The sequence below is a fragment of the Chromatiales bacterium genome, assembly GCA_020445605.1.
In the GTDB taxonomy this organism is placed as follows: Bacteria; Pseudomonadota; Gammaproteobacteria; order JAGRGH01; family JAGRGH01; genus JAGRGH01.
Window position 1 is genome coordinate 1 of the sequence record JAGRGH010000020.1, and the last position, 14,909, is coordinate 14,909.

General features: G+C 62.6%; 32 protein-coding genes. 30 read left to right on the plus strand and 2 right to left on the minus strand.

Going from position 1 to position 14,909, the window contains the following annotated elements; all coding sequences use genetic code 11:
• Nucleotides 1-147: 147 nt before the first annotated feature.
• From KDG50_03165 to KDG50_03275, 23 genes are all read left to right on the plus strand, one after another.
• Entirely contained in the window at nucleotides 148-336 is a 189-nt protein-coding gene (locus KDG50_03165; GenBank protein ID MCB1864402.1) for a hypothetical protein, read from the plus strand.
• Complete coding sequence (locus tag KDG50_03170; protein ID MCB1864403.1) at nucleotides 333-1,019, plus strand: hypothetical protein; 687 nt, start codon at nucleotides 333-335, stop codon at nucleotides 1,017-1,019. The genes KDG50_03165 and KDG50_03170 overlap by 4 nt, the downstream gene beginning before the upstream one ends.
• A gap of 117 nt (nucleotides 1,020-1,136) precedes the next feature.
• On the plus strand, nucleotides 1,137-2,222 hold the full coding sequence (locus KDG50_03175) for a hypothetical protein (GenBank protein ID MCB1864404.1): 1,086 nt from the start codon (nucleotides 1,137-1,139) through the stop codon (nucleotides 2,220-2,222).
• Complete coding sequence (locus tag KDG50_03180; protein MCB1864405.1) at nucleotides 2,219-2,713, plus strand: hypothetical protein; 495 nt, start codon at nucleotides 2,219-2,221, stop codon at nucleotides 2,711-2,713. Before KDG50_03175 ends, KDG50_03180 begins: the two co-directional genes overlap by 4 nt.
• 367 nt (nucleotides 2,714-3,080) lie before the next feature.
• Nucleotides 3,081-3,470, plus strand: a complete 390-nt coding sequence (locus KDG50_03185; GenBank protein ID MCB1864406.1) for a hypothetical protein — start codon at nucleotides 3,081-3,083, stop codon at nucleotides 3,468-3,470.
• Complete coding sequence (locus KDG50_03190; protein MCB1864407.1) at nucleotides 3,467-3,760, plus strand: hypothetical protein; 294 nt, start codon at nucleotides 3,467-3,469, stop codon at nucleotides 3,758-3,760. Before KDG50_03185 ends, KDG50_03190 begins: the two co-directional genes overlap by 4 nt.
• Nucleotides 3,761-3,772: 12 nt before the next feature.
• The gene (locus KDG50_03195; GenBank protein MCB1864408.1) at nucleotides 3,773-3,934 is read left to right on the plus strand and encodes a hypothetical protein; all 162 of its coding nucleotides are present in this window, start codon (nucleotides 3,773-3,775) and stop codon (nucleotides 3,932-3,934) included.
• A 6-nt stretch (nucleotides 3,935-3,940) separates the two neighbouring features.
• Entirely contained in the window at nucleotides 3,941-4,234 is a 294-nt protein-coding gene (locus KDG50_03200; GenBank protein ID MCB1864409.1) for a LysM peptidoglycan-binding domain-containing protein, read from the plus strand.
• A 76-nt stretch (nucleotides 4,235-4,310) separates the two neighbouring features.
• Nucleotides 4,311-4,748 (plus strand): hypothetical protein, encoded by a 438-nt coding sequence (locus KDG50_03205; GenBank protein ID MCB1864410.1) that lies wholly within the window; start codon nucleotides 4,311-4,313, stop codon nucleotides 4,746-4,748.
• A 34-nt stretch (nucleotides 4,749-4,782) separates the two neighbouring features.
• Nucleotides 4,783-5,400: a hypothetical protein gene (locus KDG50_03210; GenBank protein ID MCB1864411.1), complete on the plus strand. Its 618-nt coding sequence runs from the start codon at nucleotides 4,783-4,785 to the stop codon at nucleotides 5,398-5,400.
• 72 nt (nucleotides 5,401-5,472) lie between these two features.
• Nucleotides 5,473-5,886, plus strand: a complete 414-nt coding sequence (locus KDG50_03215) for a hypothetical protein (GenBank protein ID MCB1864412.1) — start codon at nucleotides 5,473-5,475, stop codon at nucleotides 5,884-5,886.
• A gap of 8 nt (nucleotides 5,887-5,894) precedes the next feature.
• Nucleotides 5,895-6,638: a hypothetical protein gene (locus KDG50_03220; GenBank protein MCB1864413.1), complete on the plus strand. Its 744-nt coding sequence runs from the start codon at nucleotides 5,895-5,897 to the stop codon at nucleotides 6,636-6,638.
• On the plus strand, nucleotides 6,635-7,345 hold the full coding sequence (locus KDG50_03225) for a hypothetical protein (protein ID MCB1864414.1): 711 nt from the start codon (nucleotides 6,635-6,637) through the stop codon (nucleotides 7,343-7,345). The genes KDG50_03220 and KDG50_03225 overlap by 4 nt, the downstream gene beginning before the upstream one ends.
• Entirely contained in the window at nucleotides 7,342-8,001 is a 660-nt protein-coding gene (locus KDG50_03230; protein ID MCB1864415.1) for a hypothetical protein, read from the plus strand. Before KDG50_03225 ends, KDG50_03230 begins: the two co-directional genes overlap by 4 nt.
• Nucleotides 7,998-8,351: a hypothetical protein gene (locus tag KDG50_03235; protein ID MCB1864416.1), complete on the plus strand. Its 354-nt coding sequence runs from the start codon at nucleotides 7,998-8,000 to the stop codon at nucleotides 8,349-8,351. Before KDG50_03230 ends, KDG50_03235 begins: the two co-directional genes overlap by 4 nt.
• Nucleotide 8,352: 1 nt before the next feature.
• Nucleotides 8,353-8,637 (plus strand): hypothetical protein, encoded by a 285-nt coding sequence (locus KDG50_03240; protein ID MCB1864417.1) that lies wholly within the window; start codon nucleotides 8,353-8,355, stop codon nucleotides 8,635-8,637.
• Complete coding sequence (locus KDG50_03245; GenBank protein MCB1864418.1) at nucleotides 8,634-8,933, plus strand: hypothetical protein; 300 nt, start codon at nucleotides 8,634-8,636, stop codon at nucleotides 8,931-8,933. The genes KDG50_03240 and KDG50_03245 overlap by 4 nt, the downstream gene beginning before the upstream one ends.
• Nucleotides 8,934-9,020: 87 nt before the next feature.
• On the plus strand, nucleotides 9,021-9,326 hold the full coding sequence (locus KDG50_03250; protein ID MCB1864419.1) for a hypothetical protein: 306 nt from the start codon (nucleotides 9,021-9,023) through the stop codon (nucleotides 9,324-9,326).
• Nucleotides 9,323-10,018 (plus strand): hypothetical protein, encoded by a 696-nt coding sequence (locus tag KDG50_03255; GenBank protein ID MCB1864420.1) that lies wholly within the window; start codon nucleotides 9,323-9,325, stop codon nucleotides 10,016-10,018. The genes KDG50_03250 and KDG50_03255 overlap by 4 nt, the downstream gene beginning before the upstream one ends.
• Complete coding sequence (locus KDG50_03260; protein ID MCB1864421.1) at nucleotides 10,015-10,263, plus strand: hypothetical protein; 249 nt, start codon at nucleotides 10,015-10,017, stop codon at nucleotides 10,261-10,263. Before KDG50_03255 ends, KDG50_03260 begins: the two co-directional genes overlap by 4 nt.
• On the plus strand, nucleotides 10,263-10,505 hold the full coding sequence (locus KDG50_03265) for a hypothetical protein (GenBank protein MCB1864422.1): 243 nt from the start codon (nucleotides 10,263-10,265) through the stop codon (nucleotides 10,503-10,505). The genes KDG50_03260 and KDG50_03265 overlap by 1 nt, the downstream gene beginning before the upstream one ends.
• Entirely contained in the window at nucleotides 10,502-10,762 is a 261-nt protein-coding gene (locus tag KDG50_03270; protein ID MCB1864423.1) for a hypothetical protein, read from the plus strand. Before KDG50_03265 ends, KDG50_03270 begins: the two co-directional genes overlap by 4 nt.
• 6 nt (nucleotides 10,763-10,768) lie before the next feature.
• Nucleotides 10,769-11,083, plus strand: a complete 315-nt coding sequence (locus KDG50_03275) for a hypothetical protein (GenBank protein MCB1864424.1) — start codon at nucleotides 10,769-10,771, stop codon at nucleotides 11,081-11,083.
• Here the strand turns inward: KDG50_03275 and KDG50_03280 are convergent.
• Both KDG50_03280 and KDG50_03285 read right to left on the minus strand, forming a co-directional pair.
• On the minus strand, nucleotides 11,069-11,350 hold the full coding sequence (locus tag KDG50_03280; GenBank protein ID MCB1864425.1) for a hypothetical protein: 282 nt from the start codon (nucleotides 11,348-11,350) through the stop codon (nucleotides 11,069-11,071). The two genes, KDG50_03275 and KDG50_03280, sit on opposite strands and share 15 nt — an antisense overlap.
• The gene (locus KDG50_03285) at nucleotides 11,347-11,679 is read right to left on the minus strand and encodes a helix-turn-helix domain-containing protein (protein MCB1864426.1); all 333 of its coding nucleotides are present in this window, start codon (nucleotides 11,677-11,679) and stop codon (nucleotides 11,347-11,349) included. The genes KDG50_03280 and KDG50_03285 overlap by 4 nt, the downstream gene beginning before the upstream one ends.
• Nucleotides 11,680-11,953: 274 nt before the next feature.
• Between KDG50_03285 and KDG50_03290 the strand changes: the two genes are divergently transcribed.
• The 7 genes from KDG50_03290 to KDG50_03320 all read left to right on the plus strand — a co-directional run bounded on the left by KDG50_03290 (nucleotide 11,954) and on the right by KDG50_03320 (nucleotide 14,736).
• Nucleotides 11,954-12,340, plus strand: coding sequence for a hypothetical protein (locus KDG50_03290; GenBank protein MCB1864427.1), 387 nt, complete (start codon nucleotides 11,954-11,956; stop codon nucleotides 12,338-12,340).
• The gene (locus tag KDG50_03295; protein MCB1864428.1) at nucleotides 12,341-12,598 is read left to right on the plus strand and encodes a hypothetical protein; all 258 of its coding nucleotides are present in this window, start codon (nucleotides 12,341-12,343) and stop codon (nucleotides 12,596-12,598) included.
• Nucleotides 12,595-12,813: a hypothetical protein gene (locus KDG50_03300; GenBank protein MCB1864429.1), complete on the plus strand. Its 219-nt coding sequence runs from the start codon at nucleotides 12,595-12,597 to the stop codon at nucleotides 12,811-12,813. The genes KDG50_03295 and KDG50_03300 overlap by 4 nt, the downstream gene beginning before the upstream one ends.
• Nucleotides 12,810-13,121 carry a hypothetical protein gene (locus tag KDG50_03305; GenBank protein ID MCB1864430.1) on the plus strand — a complete coding sequence of 104 codons (312 nt, stop codon included), beginning with the start codon at nucleotides 12,810-12,812 and terminating at the stop codon, nucleotides 13,119-13,121. Before KDG50_03300 ends, KDG50_03305 begins: the two co-directional genes overlap by 4 nt.
• Before the next feature lie 47 nt (nucleotides 13,122-13,168).
• Nucleotides 13,169-13,408, plus strand: coding sequence for a hypothetical protein (locus tag KDG50_03310; GenBank protein ID MCB1864431.1), 240 nt, complete (start codon nucleotides 13,169-13,171; stop codon nucleotides 13,406-13,408).
• Between the two features lie 99 nt (nucleotides 13,409-13,507).
• Nucleotides 13,508-14,029 (plus strand): N-acetylmuramoyl-L-alanine amidase, encoded by a 522-nt coding sequence (locus KDG50_03315; protein ID MCB1864432.1) that lies wholly within the window; start codon nucleotides 13,508-13,510, stop codon nucleotides 14,027-14,029.
• Nucleotides 14,026-14,736, plus strand: coding sequence for a hypothetical protein (locus KDG50_03320; protein ID MCB1864433.1), 711 nt, complete (start codon nucleotides 14,026-14,028; stop codon nucleotides 14,734-14,736). The genes KDG50_03315 and KDG50_03320 overlap by 4 nt, the downstream gene beginning before the upstream one ends.
• The last annotated feature ends 173 nt before the right edge of the window (nucleotides 14,737-14,909 follow it).

Here is a 14,909-nt window from a genome sequence, read left to right on the forward strand (position 1 = left end):
CGCGATGCTTGCGCGCGTGGTCGAGCGCGTGCCGGCGCAGCTGCTGCCCGAGCGCAACGAATTTTTGAGCACGCTCGGACGCATTCAGTCGCTGCATCTCGAAGCACTGGCCGAACGGCAGGAACGCTGGCGCACGCGGGGCCGCCGATGAGAGAGCAGCTGAGCACACAGGAGCTGGAAGAGAGACGTTTCAGAATGGTTTCTAAAACGCCCGACCTTTTCGAGATTCTGGCCGCCGGCCGCCGCGCGGGCGTTTTTGTGCGCTCCCTGAAACGGGGGACGTCCTTCCAAAACGTGCGCTTTCTGCGCGGGCACCTGCCCGGGGGCTACCTGTGATCGCCGACGAAATGGACCCGGCCGCGCTGCGCGTACTCTCGACGTTTCGCGGAACGATCGTTTCCGGCGAAGCGGCCGACGTGGCCCGACGCATTCGCGGCCGTGCCCCGGAGGACATCCCCGAAACGAACGCCGCCCGGCTCGAACGGCTGCGCGATCGTCGACACGCGCTCTCGGTCAGCTGCTCGGGGCCGGTCACTTTCCGCGAGCACGACCGCGCCGCGTTCGTGTCCTGCGCCGGGCTTTCGGTGCGCATCGAGACCGGTGAAGACCTGCCCCGCGCTCCCGCCCTCATGGTGACGGGGCCGGCCATTGTCGAGCTGGCGCGCGACCCGGTTTCTGGTGCGCCCCGGCGCCGGCTGGTGGTCTTTGCGTGGCGGGCGGTCGCGCTCTATGATCTCTCGCCGGCTCCGATTGAAGCGCGCGTCTCGGCCGCCGTCCAGCGCGCTGAGCCGGAAGCCGGACGGGTCTGGCTCAGCATCGAGCGCTACGAACTGCCCGTGCTCAACGTGCCGGAGGCCGAGGCCCGGCTGGCGAGGGGGCACATGTGGGAATTTGCGACCGCGTCGGGGGTGCTGAATCTGTCTTTTGGCCGGCTGGTCCTGAATTGCGATCTGTTTGCGGCCCCCCGGATCGCGCCCCGCACGGCGCGGCTGCCCCGCGATGATTTCCGGGTCCGCTGACATTGGCATATAACAACCCCCATTGTTTCATATTCTGGACAAATCCGTCTCCGGGTCGTGTCCGGCGGGGCTTTTTCTGATCGGTTTTTTCGGGTGAGATCTCGCCCCGCACGCAAAATGCTGGATACGATCAAAATACGATTCCGAAACGATTGCCTGCCGGGCAAGGACTACCGGCGGCCACCGGCCGGCCGCGTCGGCTGGACCACCATTGAAAACGACTACCCCGAACGGACCGTTCTGACCTATCAGTCGAACGCCCGGGGGAATTTCGGGGCCTTCATCCGCTGGACCCCGGAGGACGACGAAGGCCTGCTGGAATTTTCCGCCCGCACCCTGCTCGATCGATATCTGGAAGGAATCCACAGCGGCACGATCGAGCAGGCGTTCGACCGTATCGCGACCGAGCAGGGTGCGCAATTCGATCTCGATCGACTGGCGCAGGTGGGCATTGTGCTCCGTGCCGATGCGGCCGCCGGCGTCGACGTCGAGGACAAGCCCCAGACTCTCCTCGGTTGCCGCGCGCGTTTGTTGTGGCCCTATAAACGCAAAGACGATCGATTCAGCGAATCCCTGCTGTTCTACAATACCCGCGAAGAGATTTCCATCTATGACAAGCTGGCCGAACTGAAAGCCGGCCGCAAGCGGCGCATCGATGATGGCCGCTTCTGCCTGTATCAATACCACCGCGCGGCGATCGAAAATATGGTCCGCTTCGAGTATAGGGCCAAGCGCAAAGAGCCGATCCGCAAAGCCTTTCACGCCGGGGTCGTGGTCGATCAGGTTCTTAAAAATCCGGCCTCGGGCCGGCGCGAGCTATATCACCGCACAAAAGACGTAACCTATCTGGGAGACGTGCTCGACCGATCGGTGCAACGGCGCGCGCTGCGCGAAAGCTGGGGTCGGCTCAAAAAGCGCCCGGCCGGTGAGCACGACGGAACGCAGCTGCTCGCGGTCGCCCGCGCCGAAAACTGGTCTTTCGGTCGGCTGCGCGCGCTGGCCGGCGCGCTGCATCTGTGGGAGCTGGCCGGGCGCAGCCGGGACGTGCTCGCCGATGGGCTCGGCTATCTGCCCCGTCCGACTATCAGCCGGGCGCTCAAGGAAATTGAAGGCGCGATTGCTTTGCTTGACCCGGCGCTCAAAAAAACGCAGGGTGCCTTCGAGCTGTTCGAATCCCGGCTTCTGGAGGAACTGGCCGCATGATCGACATTCAGAAAACCCGCCGGCCATCGGAAGGCTATACCCAGACCATCGACTGGATGCGGCACTATGCCCACCGCTACGCCGCCGACTGTCTGCCGTGGCATGATCTCTCGCCGGCCGATTTTTTCCGCTACGTCCAGCGCCTGCCCTACATCGAGGACGGCCACGATGAGCAGCTGGCGCGACCGGCGTTCGTGCTTGACCCGGCGTGGACCAATAACCGCGACTGCGACGATAAAGCCACCGCCTGCGCCGCATGGTTTCGCCTGCAGAATACCCTCGGCCGCGTCCAGTCGCGCGAAAGATTCGTGACAGTCGGCGAAGCCGCGGCCGGCGAACTCTCCGGCAGCGCCCGGCCCCACCATGTTTACCTAGAAGTCTGCTACCCGGGGACCGGCGGATGGCTGCCGTTCGATTGCACCTTTCCCGATAAAGGCGGCCCCGGCCGGCGCATCTATCGAGAGGACTTTCGCCGCGTCTTTCCGGTCTGAATAATGCTACGATTAGTGCTTGACAGATCCCGGCCCCATGTGACATAAAGACCCCTCTTGTTGGATCGTGTGCCGCCGCGTTCTGTAACTGGACCTCGTAACCCTAAACGGAAAGGCGGCACCCTATCCGGCGTTTCAGAGCGCGGCGGCTTCGCGGCCCTATAATCTCATCCTTTCCGATCGGCCGGAGCAGCTGGCCGGCTTCTCGCTTAAAAGTCTAAACCCCGGCAAAGCGCTTTCACGCGCCTTTAATTTTAAGGGTCTGAAACCCGGTAAGGCGCTTTCGCGTGCCTTCGCGCCGGTTGCAAAACTCAACGCCGGAAAAGCGCTTTCGCGTGCCTTCGCACCGGTTGCAAAACTGCAACCCTTGAAGCCGCTGGGCGCGCTCTCGAATTCATACAACGCCTATTTGAGTAATGTCGGGCAGGGCCTCGAACAGCTCGGCCAGACCGCCTTCGGCGCGGTCGGGGGGCTGCTGGACTCGATTCTGCCCGGTACCGGCGGCGCAGCCGCTCAGGCTTACGAGCAGGCGCAGCAAAGCGGCGCGAGCGGCGGCACGTCCAATCCGCTGGAAGCATTCCTGCCATTTCTTACCCGGCAGCAGGAACCGGACGCGCCGGCGCAGCGCCAGATCGAATTTGAGCCGGCGGCACAGTCGGGAGAATCGAATTTAATGCCGCTGCTTCTGATCGGCGGCGGTGGCCTGCTGCTGCTGGTGCTCACCAGAGGCAAAAAGAAAAAGCGGGGGCGACGATGATCGGCGCGCTCGCTCCCCTGATCGGCGGCCTGCTCCCCGGTCTGCTCGGCATCGGCCAGCAGGCCCCGGCCCCGCAGATCATCCAGCAACCACAGCAGCCGGATAATACCCCCATGCTGCTTGCGATGATGGCGATGCAGAACGCGCAGAAAGCGCCGCCGCCACAGCAACCCGAAAAAATAATTATTCAGGCCCCGGCCGGTTCATCCCAGTCCGGCGGCGATAATATGCTTTTGATCGGCGGCGCGCTCGGCCTCGGGCTCCTGCTGGTTTTGATGATGAACAAGTAAGGAAGGCGAGAAATGAAAAAGCCCAAAAAACCAAAGAAGCCCCGCCAGAGCGCGAGTCTCCAGACATGGAAGAACTACGAAGCGCGGGTCAGCGACTGGAAAAAGCGCTGCAATCAGATCGAATCTGACAAGCGCGCGAAACAGGCAATGATTCGCAAGCACCGGGCCGGCTAAAAGCAAATGACGGCCCCTTATATAGTGCAACCGCGGGATACGCTGTCGGCCATCGCCGCGCGGTTCGGCATCGCATGGCCGGAGCTGTATGCGATGAACCGCGCGGTGGTCGGACCAAACCCGGACCTGATTTATGAGGGGCAGGTCCTGCAGGTGCCGGTGGTCGTGTCGCCCGCTCCCGCTCCGGGCTTCATCAAAACCGACCCGGGCAAGGACGACGGCTACAAGCAGGACGCCGGCGGCATCTCTCCGGTGCTCCTCGTCGGCGGCGCGCTGCTCGCGTGGCTTTTCATGAGCTGAGACACAAACTGGAAACAAGGAAACGAAAATGAAAGGAATACTAAAAGGTGTGAATCTGAAACAAACGTTGCTTACCGTGGCGGCCGGTGCCGGGGGCCTCGTCGCGGCGCAATTCGCGCGCACAAAACTGCGCGGCTTTAATCCGCAATACGGCGCGCTGGCCGGATCGGCAATCGTTACGATCGCGGGGCCGCTCCTGATCGGCAAATTCGCAAAGAATAAGAAGGATCTGGCGCTTGCGTCGGGCGTCGGCGCTGGGGTCGTGCTCGTAAAAGACGTGCTCGACGTCATGGACATTCGCGCCGCGGATCTCATCCCGATCAACGGGAAACGTGACCTCGTCCTGCCGGTGCGGCATCCGTCGCAAATTCCCGCGATCGCCAGCGCCTATTCACAGGCGATGCGCGGCGCGCCGCTGCATGGTGGCCGCCTCGATCCAATGGGCGGTGGCCGCCTCGATCCGATGGGCGGCCGCGGCAGTCGCCGCGCCGATCCAATGGGCGCGACCGTTTAAAGGCATAATCAAAAAACAAAGGAGCAAAGAAAACATGAACGCAACTCTCTATCGAAAAGACGTCACAAACGAAGAATTCTACGAAAGTCAGGTTTATTCCGGCTGGGCGATGGCCACCGGCAACAGCGGCTACACTTTCTTTCAGGGCACGGAGGCCGAGACCCATCGCAACTATAACACGAACACAAACCTGTTCGATACCGGGCAGGGGCGGATTGTTACCGCTCATGTCGTGCTGTATGAAACCGCCTATGCGCTGCCGGTGCTCGTCACCGGAGCGACTACCACCGTCGCCGACGAATGGTTTGCAATGGTTTCGCGCGCCGTCTTTGAATTCAAAGTCGGTTCCACGACCGTGCATCGCCAGCTCCTGCAGGGCATGACGCCGTCGGCTCCCGGCATCCAGCTCGCGCTGACATCCGGCGCAAATAGCGTGCTGACTCAGCAGGGCGTCGGCGCGAACGGCCGAAACGCCGTCCATCCCGGTATGAAATTCTTTACGCCGCCGCTCGAAGTCCCGCCGGGGCAGTCCATCCGGGTCGTGTGCACGCTGCCGCAGGCTGTAAACGCGCTGAATACCTACATCATGCAGCTGGTGCTCGGCATCGAGGAGAACCCCCAACCGACTACGATCGTGCCCCGCACGCTCTAAAAAAGTCGGCCACAGGATGAACGCCGCGCCCTTTCGGGGGCGCGGGTCTCTTCAACCGGGAGAAAAACCACCATGGAAGAAATCAGACGCAGTATTATCGTAGGCGCAAATAACACCGCCGCGATCGGAATCACGGAATCGCGCGCGCTGGCCGTCCAGCTCCGGCACACATTCGGTCAGCCGATTTATATCACGTCCTTTCTCCTGACCTTCGACGCCGTCGCCGATCAGGGCAAAATAATCGTCAAGGAATTGAAAGACGGCGTCTCCGGCCGGCCGATTATCGTAGGCGATGTTTCGGCCGCGGCCGTCGGCTGTGATCGGCTCGGAGTAAAGCCGCACCATTGGATTTCGCTGGAATACGAAATTCCGCTGGCCGCCGGCCGTTCGCTTGATCTTTACATCGACACGCGCGCGCTCGCCGCGCAGATCGAGATCGGCGAACTGTTCTTTCAGGCGCGCGGCTATCAAATCGAGGAGCGCTGAGAGAACACATGCGCGCGGTGTCCAGACTGGCGGCGGTGGCGTCGGGTGCGATCGGAAACCCGCTCGTGGCCAGCGCCACATTCTACGCCTCGCCGACCGCACCGCTTGCGCAGACGTCTTTAATCGGCGCGCTGCCGGTCGTGCGCATGCCCGAGGACGGCCGGCGCTACCGGATTCGCAACCTGCATGTCGGCCCGTTTATGTCGCGCGAACTGTCCGCCCGTTACGATTCGAGCGCGCCCGTGCCGGAAGACACGCATCAGGCCGGCACGCGCTCGCCGATCTTTCTCGCCGTTCTTTCCTGCGGCGAAACGGCGCTTTATGACGCGCTGGGCAAAGACTGGCGCACAACCTTTCCGTTTGAATCGCTCGATTTTAACGGCTCGAACTACACCGCCCTGTCGGATATTTTCGCGCTGCGCCTGCAGAGCGGCGACATTGCCGGCACGCTCACCAACTATATCACGACCACCGGCGGCAATGTCGACGGCACAACCAATCTGGCCCGGATGCGCTTCTTAAAAAACATCGAGGCGGTCTGCTTCTGCAGCGGACGCGCCGGCGGTCGCACGCGCGCCGCCTTCCCGATCAATCCGGCCCACCGCTACCTTTTGCTTTTTCTGCAGTCCGGCCCGACGCTCGCGCGCCGCTGGGCCGCGTCCGACGCCTTCCGCCTGTCGACCTATACCGCCGCGATCATAGCCGACGCAACCGTGGCCGTGAATTTCAATCTGGAAGAGGTGGCCGCATGATGCGATCGATCTCGCGCGTGGTTACGATCGGCGGCAGCGCGCATTTCCTGCAGCAGTCGGCCGATAATATTGCCGTGTCCACCGCCGCCGCCGATGGCGCGGCCGGCTTCACGACCAATTTTCCCGCGTGGGCGATCGACGCCGGGGCCGGCTACCGGATTCGCAATCTTTCCATTTCCGTAATGTATAACGGCACGATAGCACAACGCGACGAAACCGGAGCGGCCACCCCGCACGACGTCATCGCAAGCGGTCTCCTGCCGGTCGTCCGCTGCGGCTTCTTTGTTGGCGGCAAAAACTGGCTGGCCGATGTTTTTGCGCCGACGTTCGCAAATACTGTTACCGTCGACGGCGTGGCCTATGCGACCGCCGCCCTGCTCCGTGCCGGCCATCAAATGAAATCCGGCGACGTCGGATATGCCGCGATCAACTCCGTCGCCAATCAGCGGCTGGGGGAATCGTCCTTTGAAGAGATCGCAACCGTGGCCGAAGCGGTGTGTTTTGTCGGACTTTCGGACGAAACCAGTCCCGATACAGAATGGGAAATTAACCCCCAGCAGGACTTTTTGATTTTTGGCTGCGAACCATCGATTGCGCTGCCGGAATCATGGTGGCTGGCCGCCGACTGGCCGACCGATGGGCTGGGCGGCTTTCTCTATTACTCGATGCAGCTTGCCGTTTCCTTTAATCTGGAGCGCCTATCGTGACAACTACATGGATTCAGGACGGCGACCGCTACGTGCACCCGCGCGGCCCGTGGACTCTGCAGAACAATCTCGCCGGCCGGCCCGTGCTGCGCAACGGCAACCCGTCCATTGACGCCGAGCTGGATCTGGAGGATCTGTTTTCCAACCCGCTTTACCCGGCCAGCGCGAGCGCCGGAAAAATTGCTCAGGTGGTCTCGGCCGAAATCGCCACCAGCGGGAGCGCATCGGCCGCGATCCCCTTCGATGACACCATCCCCCAGATCGGCGAGGGCTACGAGCTTTTGACCTGTGCCATTACTCCCACCGCTGCCGATTCCTATCTGCTGGTGCAATCGTTCGCATGGGTGGGCGAGGAAAACGACAGCGCCAATAATGCCGCCAGCGCGCTTTTTCGGGATTCGACCGCCGACGCGATCGCGGCGAACCTGCTCGCGGTGGCAGCGCCGGCATCGGGTGCGTGGGGCGGTTCAATTTCGCTCGAACCCCTTGCGCTCACCGCGCGCGTGCTCGCCGGCGCAATCACTGAAACAACCTTCTCGCTGAGGATCGGAATGGGCACGGGAAGCCCGACAATCCGCTGGAATGGAGCCAACGGCTCGCGGCGCGGGGGCGGCGCACTGGTCTCATGGTTGCGCGTTACCGAGGTGCGGGCATGACAGAAAAAAGCTATCTCCTGCCGTCCGGCGCGGTGGTTACGAGCGACGATCCCCGCGGCATTCCGGGCGCAATCGAGCTGGCCGAGCTGGTGCACCCGGAGCACGCCCAATTTGTGGCCGCCGATGGCACTATTCCCGACCCGACCGCGCTTGAACAGGCGCGCGCTGCGCGCGCGGCCGCGATCGCCGCCGCGCAAAAAGCGCGCGCGCTCGCCGCAACCGATGGCCCCTTTGTGCGCGTTCTGGAGGACGTCATCGATGCCCTGATATCAAAGGGAACAATCGCGCTTTCCGACCTGCCGCAACGCGCGCGCGATCGCATCGCCGAGCGGCAGGCGCTCCGGAGCTGACATGCTAAAACAGGCTGTCTTTACAATCGAACAAATCAGGCCCGACGCCCGTCCGCTCGCGAAAGTGATTGCTGACATTGAGGCGGACGGATTGCCGTTGCGCCGGCTCCAGATGTTTTCCGGGGGTGACTACGTGCTGCGCTACGCCGTCCCGGCCGGCGATTTTGAAGCGGTTTCTATCGAGCTGGACAAGTCCGGCTATGCCGCCGCTGATCTCGCGATCAGCCTTCTGCCGTGGGTTACGATCGGCATCGGTCTTGCTCTCATTTACTGGCTGACCAAATGATTTCGCGTAATGACATCTGGCGTCTGGTGGGGCTTGCGATCGTGCTGCTGTCCGCATGGATTCCCGGCCCCGTTTTTAACCTGTCCGCCTTCGGCGCGGTCGCCAATTTGCCGGCGATCACGGCCGCCGGCCTGCTGGTGCTGTGCGCGCCATTTTTGACCAAATATCTGAATTCGAGGACGGCAACCAATGCAGGAGAAACTACTGGCGGTTTTCCGCCCGATCTGGACGAACCACCGCGCAGCGGTGCTCAGCGCGGCCGTGGCGCTCGCGGTCGGCCTCGCGGTCGGCTATAAGACGTCCAGCGCCGTGTGCACGCTCTCGGCCGCTGTGGAGTCCATTTTTTCGGGGGGCGACGATTGTTCGGAATCTTCCGGCAATCCGTGGCGCTGATTGCGCTGCTGCTCGTCGGCTGCGCTTCGGTCCGGTTGCCGGCTTACGAGCCGGCCGCGCACTGCAACCGGGAGCGCATGACCCTGCCGGCGGACTATCCGCACCGCTGGGTCGAAACGAAATACGTGCGCGAACTGGAAGAGGCGAACGCGGCGTGCGGGGCTTACCACTACGAAACGCTAATGGAGACGCGAAAGCGGTTTTGCGATTGGACCTGTCAGCTGAAAATATATCTCCGCGGGGCCGGTGCCGGTGCCGCGGCTGCCTTGCTGGCGGTGGCTGCCGTCGCCCTGTGAGCCTCGGCGGTGCCGGCTGCGAGCTGGTCGCCGACTATCTCGAAGCGCCCTTTCCGCTCTCCAATAGCTGCCGGGAGTCGCTGACTCCAAACCAGCTCTATCTGGTTGATTATATCGGCCGCTGGACATGGGGCGGCGCGCAGCTGCGCATTTCCAGCGCCAGTCGCACCGGCAGCGGTCCCCATGCCGGCTACGCGCTCGACCTCGTCCCGAAAGAACCGGCCGGCGATTCGCGCCGCGACTGGTCGAACGTATTTCGGACATTCATGGAACTGGTCACATCAAAAGACGCTTTGCTGCGCCCGACATTCAACGGCCGCGCCTTTCTGGGCATTCGCGGCGCGCAGATGCATCTCCATGTCGATCATAACTACGGCGGGCCGCTGTTTGCGTTCGAGAAGGACCAGACCGACCGGCCGCTTTTGCGCGACGAACGCGGCTATGTGATTATGCCCGGGCATCGCGAATGGTCCGACGTACTCGCCGAGGCCGAAGAACAATACGATACCGGCCGCCCGCATCCGTTCATAGACACCGAAGAGATCGCCGACACCGCCGAAGCAATCGCCGACGCCGTGCCGACGCTTATTTTTCTTGCTGTGCTGTTCGGCGGCGCGTGGCTTTTGTCGGAAGCGAATACTACCGCGCAGCTGGTCGCGCCCGCTGCGCCGCAAAGAAGGCGCGCATCATGAAAGCACTTTTGCAATCGTCCGAGATCTGGCAAAAACTGGCGCTGTTTTTGATCGGCGGCGCGCTGGCCACCGGCGCGGCGTTCTTTGCGCGCCCGGTCAACGATGAACGTGTGCGCGAACTCATGCGCACCGAGTCGCCGTTTGTGCTGCAGCGCGCCGCGATCTCCGAGCAGCTGACCGAACAGCGGCAGCTCTTGCAATCGATCGACCAGCGCCTTTCGCGTCTGGAAGGAAGGTTTCAATAATGATTACAGACCCGCATCTGCAATACGCGCGCGAAGCGGTCGACCTGCTGGTGGAAGAAAAGACCGCCGAGCTGGAAGAGATTTCGCACGCGCTCGATCTGCAACTGCAGCAGGCCGAGGCCGACGAAAAGATTGCCGAAATTGAAGCCGATTCCAGCGCCGGCCTTTCGCGCAAGCTGCTTACCGGCGGCATGCTGCTCGCGGCCTATATCCTGTTTATGGAATGGTGGGACAAAAAATGATCGCGCAACTGATCGAAGAGAACTTTGACGTCATCTCGGCCGCGCTGCGCCCCGATTCGATTCTGGACGATGAGATCAGAAAGGCTTTCGCGCGACTGCCGGGAGTCGCGCCGCCCGGCTTTGCGATCACGCCCGAGCTTCTGGATCTGGTGCGCGAGCGGGTCAGCGGCGCGATCAAGTCGAAAGCGCGCGACCTGATCGCGAAACGCGAAGTGCTCGATCACAAAATTATTTTGCGCGCGCCGGCCGGGAGCTGATTTTTCATGTGGGAGCTGGTCAGCCTCTGGATGCAGATGGAGCAGGCGAACGCCGACCGCGCCGCGGCCGAGCGGCTCGAACGCGAACGGCTCGCAGCCGAGCAGGCCGAGATCGCCGCGCAGCGCGCAGCCGAAGAAGCGGCGCTGAAAGAACAGGCGGCAATTCAAAAAGCGCAGATCGAAGCGGCGCAGGCGGCGCAGGAGACGGCCGCGCTGGTGGACGCACAGGCGCGCATCGCCGAGGCCCGGAGCAAGGCCGACACAACGCACGCGCTCTCAGTGCTCGGGCTGGGCGCGCTCGCGCTCTTATTGTTGCGCTGAAAGCGTTACCCGGCCGGGCGTATATTCCACCCGCCGGCCGGCGAACTCAAACGAGAACCGCGGGGGAATGCCCCAGCCCGCAAAGCACCGATCGAACGCCGCGAGGACGGCAAAAAAATCGCCGCCGCGGGGATCTCTCGGAACAGAACACACCATGATATCGCGGCCGTTCTGCATGGTCGCGGTGACGGTTACGGCGGGACCACCGCACGGCGCTTCGACCTCCACAGTGCACGCAATAACCCGGCCGGCTTCGATGAGTCTCATTGGAGACCGTCCGCCACGGCCCCGGCTTCGGGGGGCTCGGGATCGTCCAGAATAGGAATCCGCGGCGTGCGCGGACCGTTGCGCAGCATCCGGTCGATCGTATCGCGCGAACAGCCGAGCGCGTCGGCGATGTCCTGCAGCGTGTGACCCGCGCGGCGCATCTTTACGGCCCTATCAAAATTGGCCTTGGTGGCAAATATCTTCGGCATTGGCTTGGACCTCGTTTCAAAAATCAGACGGAATCGCGGAAGCAAAGTGTTTTTTTTGCTTGCTTTGTGCGGCACCAATGGCAATGCATTCGCTGTGATTCCGGCCAGAGTCTCCCACAATCGCGCGCCCCGGCCTCATTTCTGGCCGGAATCGGGCCGGGGTTTGCGTGGGGACTCTGGCATGAATCCGTCTCAAAAACTACCCTTAACGGGGAGCCTGCCCGCTTTTGCGCCGCTGTCAAGCGGCGTTTTATGTCGTGAATCGGTCCATCCGACAAACTATGTATTATCGGAAGTAGCCCGCTTTCCCGACATAATCCCGCCCGCCTTACGTCGCCCGAGCACCCGGCAGCGCTCCCCGTTATATCACCAAAAACGAGGAGGTGCCGCCACCATGAGCACCGAACAAGAACAACCAGAAACAATCTCCGCGCTGTCCCGGCGCTTGTCCGATCAATCGCTGGACACTGACCGACTTTTTAATGCGCTCGCCGCGCGCGTCGATGCGCTCGCAATCGCCGCCGAGCAATCGACCGCGCGCGAATTGTATCAGTCTTTTTCCGCCGTGGAGCAGCGCGTCAATGTGCTCGCCGAACGCATTATCGCGGCGGAACAGCGGGTCGAGCTGCTCGCGCGCAAGCTGCAGGGGCTCGAAAACGAACACGAAGACGACGTCATCGCCCTTGGAAAGGGCATCGCCGCGCTGCGTGAAGCCCTGCTGGAAAAAATCGCGGCGCTCGAAAACATCCACCGCGCGACCGGCGTTCTGGAAGGGCAGTAAATGATTTCGTCCGACTGGTTTTTTCTCGGCTGGGCGCTGGCGATGGTCTTTGCCCTGCTGTGGCTCGACGCGCGCGAAGCCGCACGCCGCGCACGCCGCGCGGCGCATCTCAGACATTCCGGGTCCGGCTTTGTGCATTTCGATAGCCTGGAGCGAAGATGTTCGAGCTTGAGATTGACCGCGTTAGGGCTGCGGGCCGTGGCTCAGGCGAAAGCGCGCCGGCTCGCCAACCGACGCGCCGAAGGGGTCGCACGATGAGACCGCACGTCATGGCCGGCCGCCGGCTGCGCGTGGCGCTTGCATGGAACAATTTTCAGCGCGCCGATCGGCTCGCCATCCTGCGCCGCTGGCGCGCGATCGATCCGGCCGCGCGCGCCCGTATCCCGGTGCTCTATTTTGTCCATGCGCGTTTGATTTCGGCGCTTCCGAACCCGAAAGAATCTAAACCAAACACCGAGGAGCGCTGCGCGTGAATCCTTCCGATCGCCTGCCCGATGCCAGCCCCGCCAATCGCCGGGCGATCGCCGAAGCGGCCGAAGCAAAAGCGGCCGTGCCGGATGCGCTGCACTGGCAGCGCCTGTCGCGCGGATTGCACGCGCTGGCCACGGCCGTGTGCGATCTGGAAGCCCGCGCGGAATCCTTCAATCGCACCGTCGCCGCGCTGGATTGGATCAGCCCGGAAACCAGAGCCAAAATCTTTAAGGACGCCCGGCGCGAACTGCGCCGCAAGTCTGAAGCTTTCAAGCGAAGCCTGCGAGAATTCGAGCGGCGGCTGGGATGAAAACCCGGCCGCCCTTTTTTTGAAATCACAAGGAGACATAACAACCCATGAGCACTATCAAAACTAAAGTATTCAACGAGGCCCCCGGCCTGATCGAATCGGTCGTCAATCACTGGATGGAATCGCTGGCGAGCGGACCGCCCACCGGCATGGACATCCGCGGTCCGTTTTTGTATCAGCAGGGCAAAGAGACGCGCGCGCTGGTGTTTGTGATCTATCAGCAGCAGGGCGCGGTCGCGCCGGTGAATCTGCTGGCGAACCGCGCCGAGCAGAGAAACGGTCGTTAGTCGATGCCGGCGCTTATGGTAAAGCCCGTGCTTGATCGAACGATTCGCGATCGTTTTTGTGATGGACTCGAACGCACCCTGCCGGTTTCCGAAATCACGGTGCACGGCACCGGCGGAATGGGAACGCTCGCATGGCTGCGCTCGATCGATCCGAACTCCGGGAACGTCGCCGAGCGCCAGCGCGCTAAAGCAATGGCGCGCGGCGTCTTTCTGTTTCACGATCTGATCGAGCGCAGCGGCCGGCTCGTAAACCTGATCGACCCGCGCCGCTGGACCTATCACGGAGCGGTCGGCCATCTCGATTCCGGCACGATCGGAATCGAACTGGAAAACTGTCTGCCGGACAACCGCGGCCCCTACGAGCCCGCACAATACGCAACGCTCGTTGCGCGGCTGTGCGACTACTGGACCTTTTATTTTCCAGAGACGTTGCGCACGATCAGATCGCACCGCCTGACCAGCTGGAACGCGCGCCGCATGGCCGGCCTTGCGCCGAAGCCCTGCCCCGGCCCGCTCTTTGACTGGCCGCTTTTCAAGGAACGGCTGGGGGAATTTTTCACATTCGACGAAGGCGTGGCCTTCGATCACCTGAAAAACGTAAAACTGAGGAACTCGTTATGAACGCACGCATTGAACCCGAGGACTTTGCCAAGCGCGCGCGCGAAGCCGCCCGAACCAACGCGCAGAAAAACCCGATCTTCTTGTGTGTCTCGGCCGCAAGCGGCGAGCGTTTCAACGCCCCCGCGCCGCCGAACTTTCGTTTCCCGGAGCTATCGCCCGGCGCTTACCGCTGCGAACTCGCCTACGAATCCGACGGGGAATGGGAGACGCTGCTGGGTCCCTATCTGGTGGACGTGCCCGAACCCGCGCCGGCCGAGGCCGCGGCCCCGCTGCCGCCCGGAATTGATCCGGTCTCGCTCGCGCTCATTCAGCAGATCCAGCACAACGCTAACGCGGCCGTGGCGCAGACGCGCGAATTTTTCGCGCTGCAGCTGCAGCAACAGGAGCAGTCTGCGCGCCAGCTGCTCGAAGCAAAAGAAGAACTGTTCAAGCGCGAGCGCGAGCTGTTGACCGGGAACGCGAAGCTGCTTGCCGGAGAACAGCGCAAAATATGGGACGCCGTGCGCGAAGAACAGCGCGAGCTGGTGCGCGTCAATCGCTCCGACCTGAAACCGGACAAAGAACCCTCCGTCTGGGAGCAGCTGGCGGTCGGCATGGTCGAGCAGAACAGCGAAACGATCGCGCAGCTGCTCGCCTTCGGTGTGCAGGCGCTCGCTATGAAATTCGGCGCGATCCCCACCGCCGCCAATCAGGATGAAACAAAATGACCGAAGCCGAACTGGACGACCTGCATTCGTCCGTGCACGCGCTCGGCGCGATGCTTGCGCGCGTGGTCGAGCGCGTGCCGGCGCAGCTGCTGCCCGAGCGCAACGAATTTTTGAGCACGCTCGGACGCATTCAGTCGCTGCATCTCGAAGCACTGGCCGAACGGCAGGAACGC

Excerpts from the sequence above, each read along its gene's own strand:
- KDG50_03165 (MCB1864402.1), top strand. The coding sequence starts at position 148 with ATGAGAGAGCAGCTGAGCACACAGGAGCTGGAAGAGAGACGTTTCAGA.
- KDG50_03175 (MCB1864404.1), top strand. The coding sequence starts at position 1,137 with ATGCTGGATACGATCAAAATACGATTCCGAAACGATTGCCTGCCGGGC.
- KDG50_03180 (MCB1864405.1), top strand. The coding sequence starts at position 2,219 with ATGATCGACATTCAGAAAACCCGCCGGCCATCGGAAGGCTATACCCAG.
- KDG50_03190 (MCB1864407.1), top strand. The coding sequence starts at position 3,467 with ATGATCGGCGCGCTCGCTCCCCTGATCGGCGGCCTGCTCCCCGGTCTG.
- KDG50_03195 (MCB1864408.1), top strand. The coding sequence starts at position 3,773 with ATGAAAAAGCCCAAAAAACCAAAGAAGCCCCGCCAGAGCGCGAGTCTC.
- KDG50_03200 (MCB1864409.1), top strand. The coding sequence starts at position 3,941 with ATGACGGCCCCTTATATAGTGCAACCGCGGGATACGCTGTCGGCCATC.
- KDG50_03210 (MCB1864411.1), top strand. The coding sequence starts at position 4,783 with ATGAACGCAACTCTCTATCGAAAAGACGTCACAAACGAAGAATTCTAC.
- KDG50_03215 (MCB1864412.1), top strand. The coding sequence starts at position 5,473 with ATGGAAGAAATCAGACGCAGTATTATCGTAGGCGCAAATAACACCGCC.
- KDG50_03220 (MCB1864413.1), top strand. The coding sequence starts at position 5,895 with ATGCGCGCGGTGTCCAGACTGGCGGCGGTGGCGTCGGGTGCGATCGGA.
- KDG50_03225 (MCB1864414.1), top strand. The coding sequence starts at position 6,635 with ATGATGCGATCGATCTCGCGCGTGGTTACGATCGGCGGCAGCGCGCAT.
- KDG50_03235 (MCB1864416.1), top strand. The coding sequence starts at position 7,998 with ATGACAGAAAAAAGCTATCTCCTGCCGTCCGGCGCGGTGGTTACGAGC.
- KDG50_03240 (MCB1864417.1), top strand. The coding sequence starts at position 8,353 with ATGCTAAAACAGGCTGTCTTTACAATCGAACAAATCAGGCCCGACGCC.
- KDG50_03245 (MCB1864418.1), top strand. The coding sequence starts at position 8,634 with ATGATTTCGCGTAATGACATCTGGCGTCTGGTGGGGCTTGCGATCGTG.
- KDG50_03260 (MCB1864421.1), top strand. The coding sequence starts at position 10,015 with ATGAAAGCACTTTTGCAATCGTCCGAGATCTGGCAAAAACTGGCGCTG.
- KDG50_03265 (MCB1864422.1), top strand. The coding sequence starts at position 10,263 with ATGATTACAGACCCGCATCTGCAATACGCGCGCGAAGCGGTCGACCTG.
- KDG50_03270 (MCB1864423.1), top strand. The coding sequence starts at position 10,502 with ATGATCGCGCAACTGATCGAAGAGAACTTTGACGTCATCTCGGCCGCG.
- KDG50_03275 (MCB1864424.1), top strand. The coding sequence starts at position 10,769 with ATGTGGGAGCTGGTCAGCCTCTGGATGCAGATGGAGCAGGCGAACGCC.
- KDG50_03280 (MCB1864425.1), bottom strand. The coding sequence starts at position 11,350 with ATGAGACTCATCGAAGCCGGCCGGGTTATTGCGTGCACTGTGGAGGTC.
- KDG50_03290 (MCB1864427.1), top strand. The coding sequence starts at position 11,954 with ATGAGCACCGAACAAGAACAACCAGAAACAATCTCCGCGCTGTCCCGG.
- KDG50_03295 (MCB1864428.1), top strand. The coding sequence starts at position 12,341 with ATGATTTCGTCCGACTGGTTTTTTCTCGGCTGGGCGCTGGCGATGGTC.
- KDG50_03300 (MCB1864429.1), top strand. The coding sequence starts at position 12,595 with ATGAGACCGCACGTCATGGCCGGCCGCCGGCTGCGCGTGGCGCTTGCA.
- KDG50_03310 (MCB1864431.1), top strand. The coding sequence starts at position 13,169 with ATGAGCACTATCAAAACTAAAGTATTCAACGAGGCCCCCGGCCTGATC.
- KDG50_03320 (MCB1864433.1), top strand. The coding sequence starts at position 14,026 with ATGAACGCACGCATTGAACCCGAGGACTTTGCCAAGCGCGCGCGCGAA.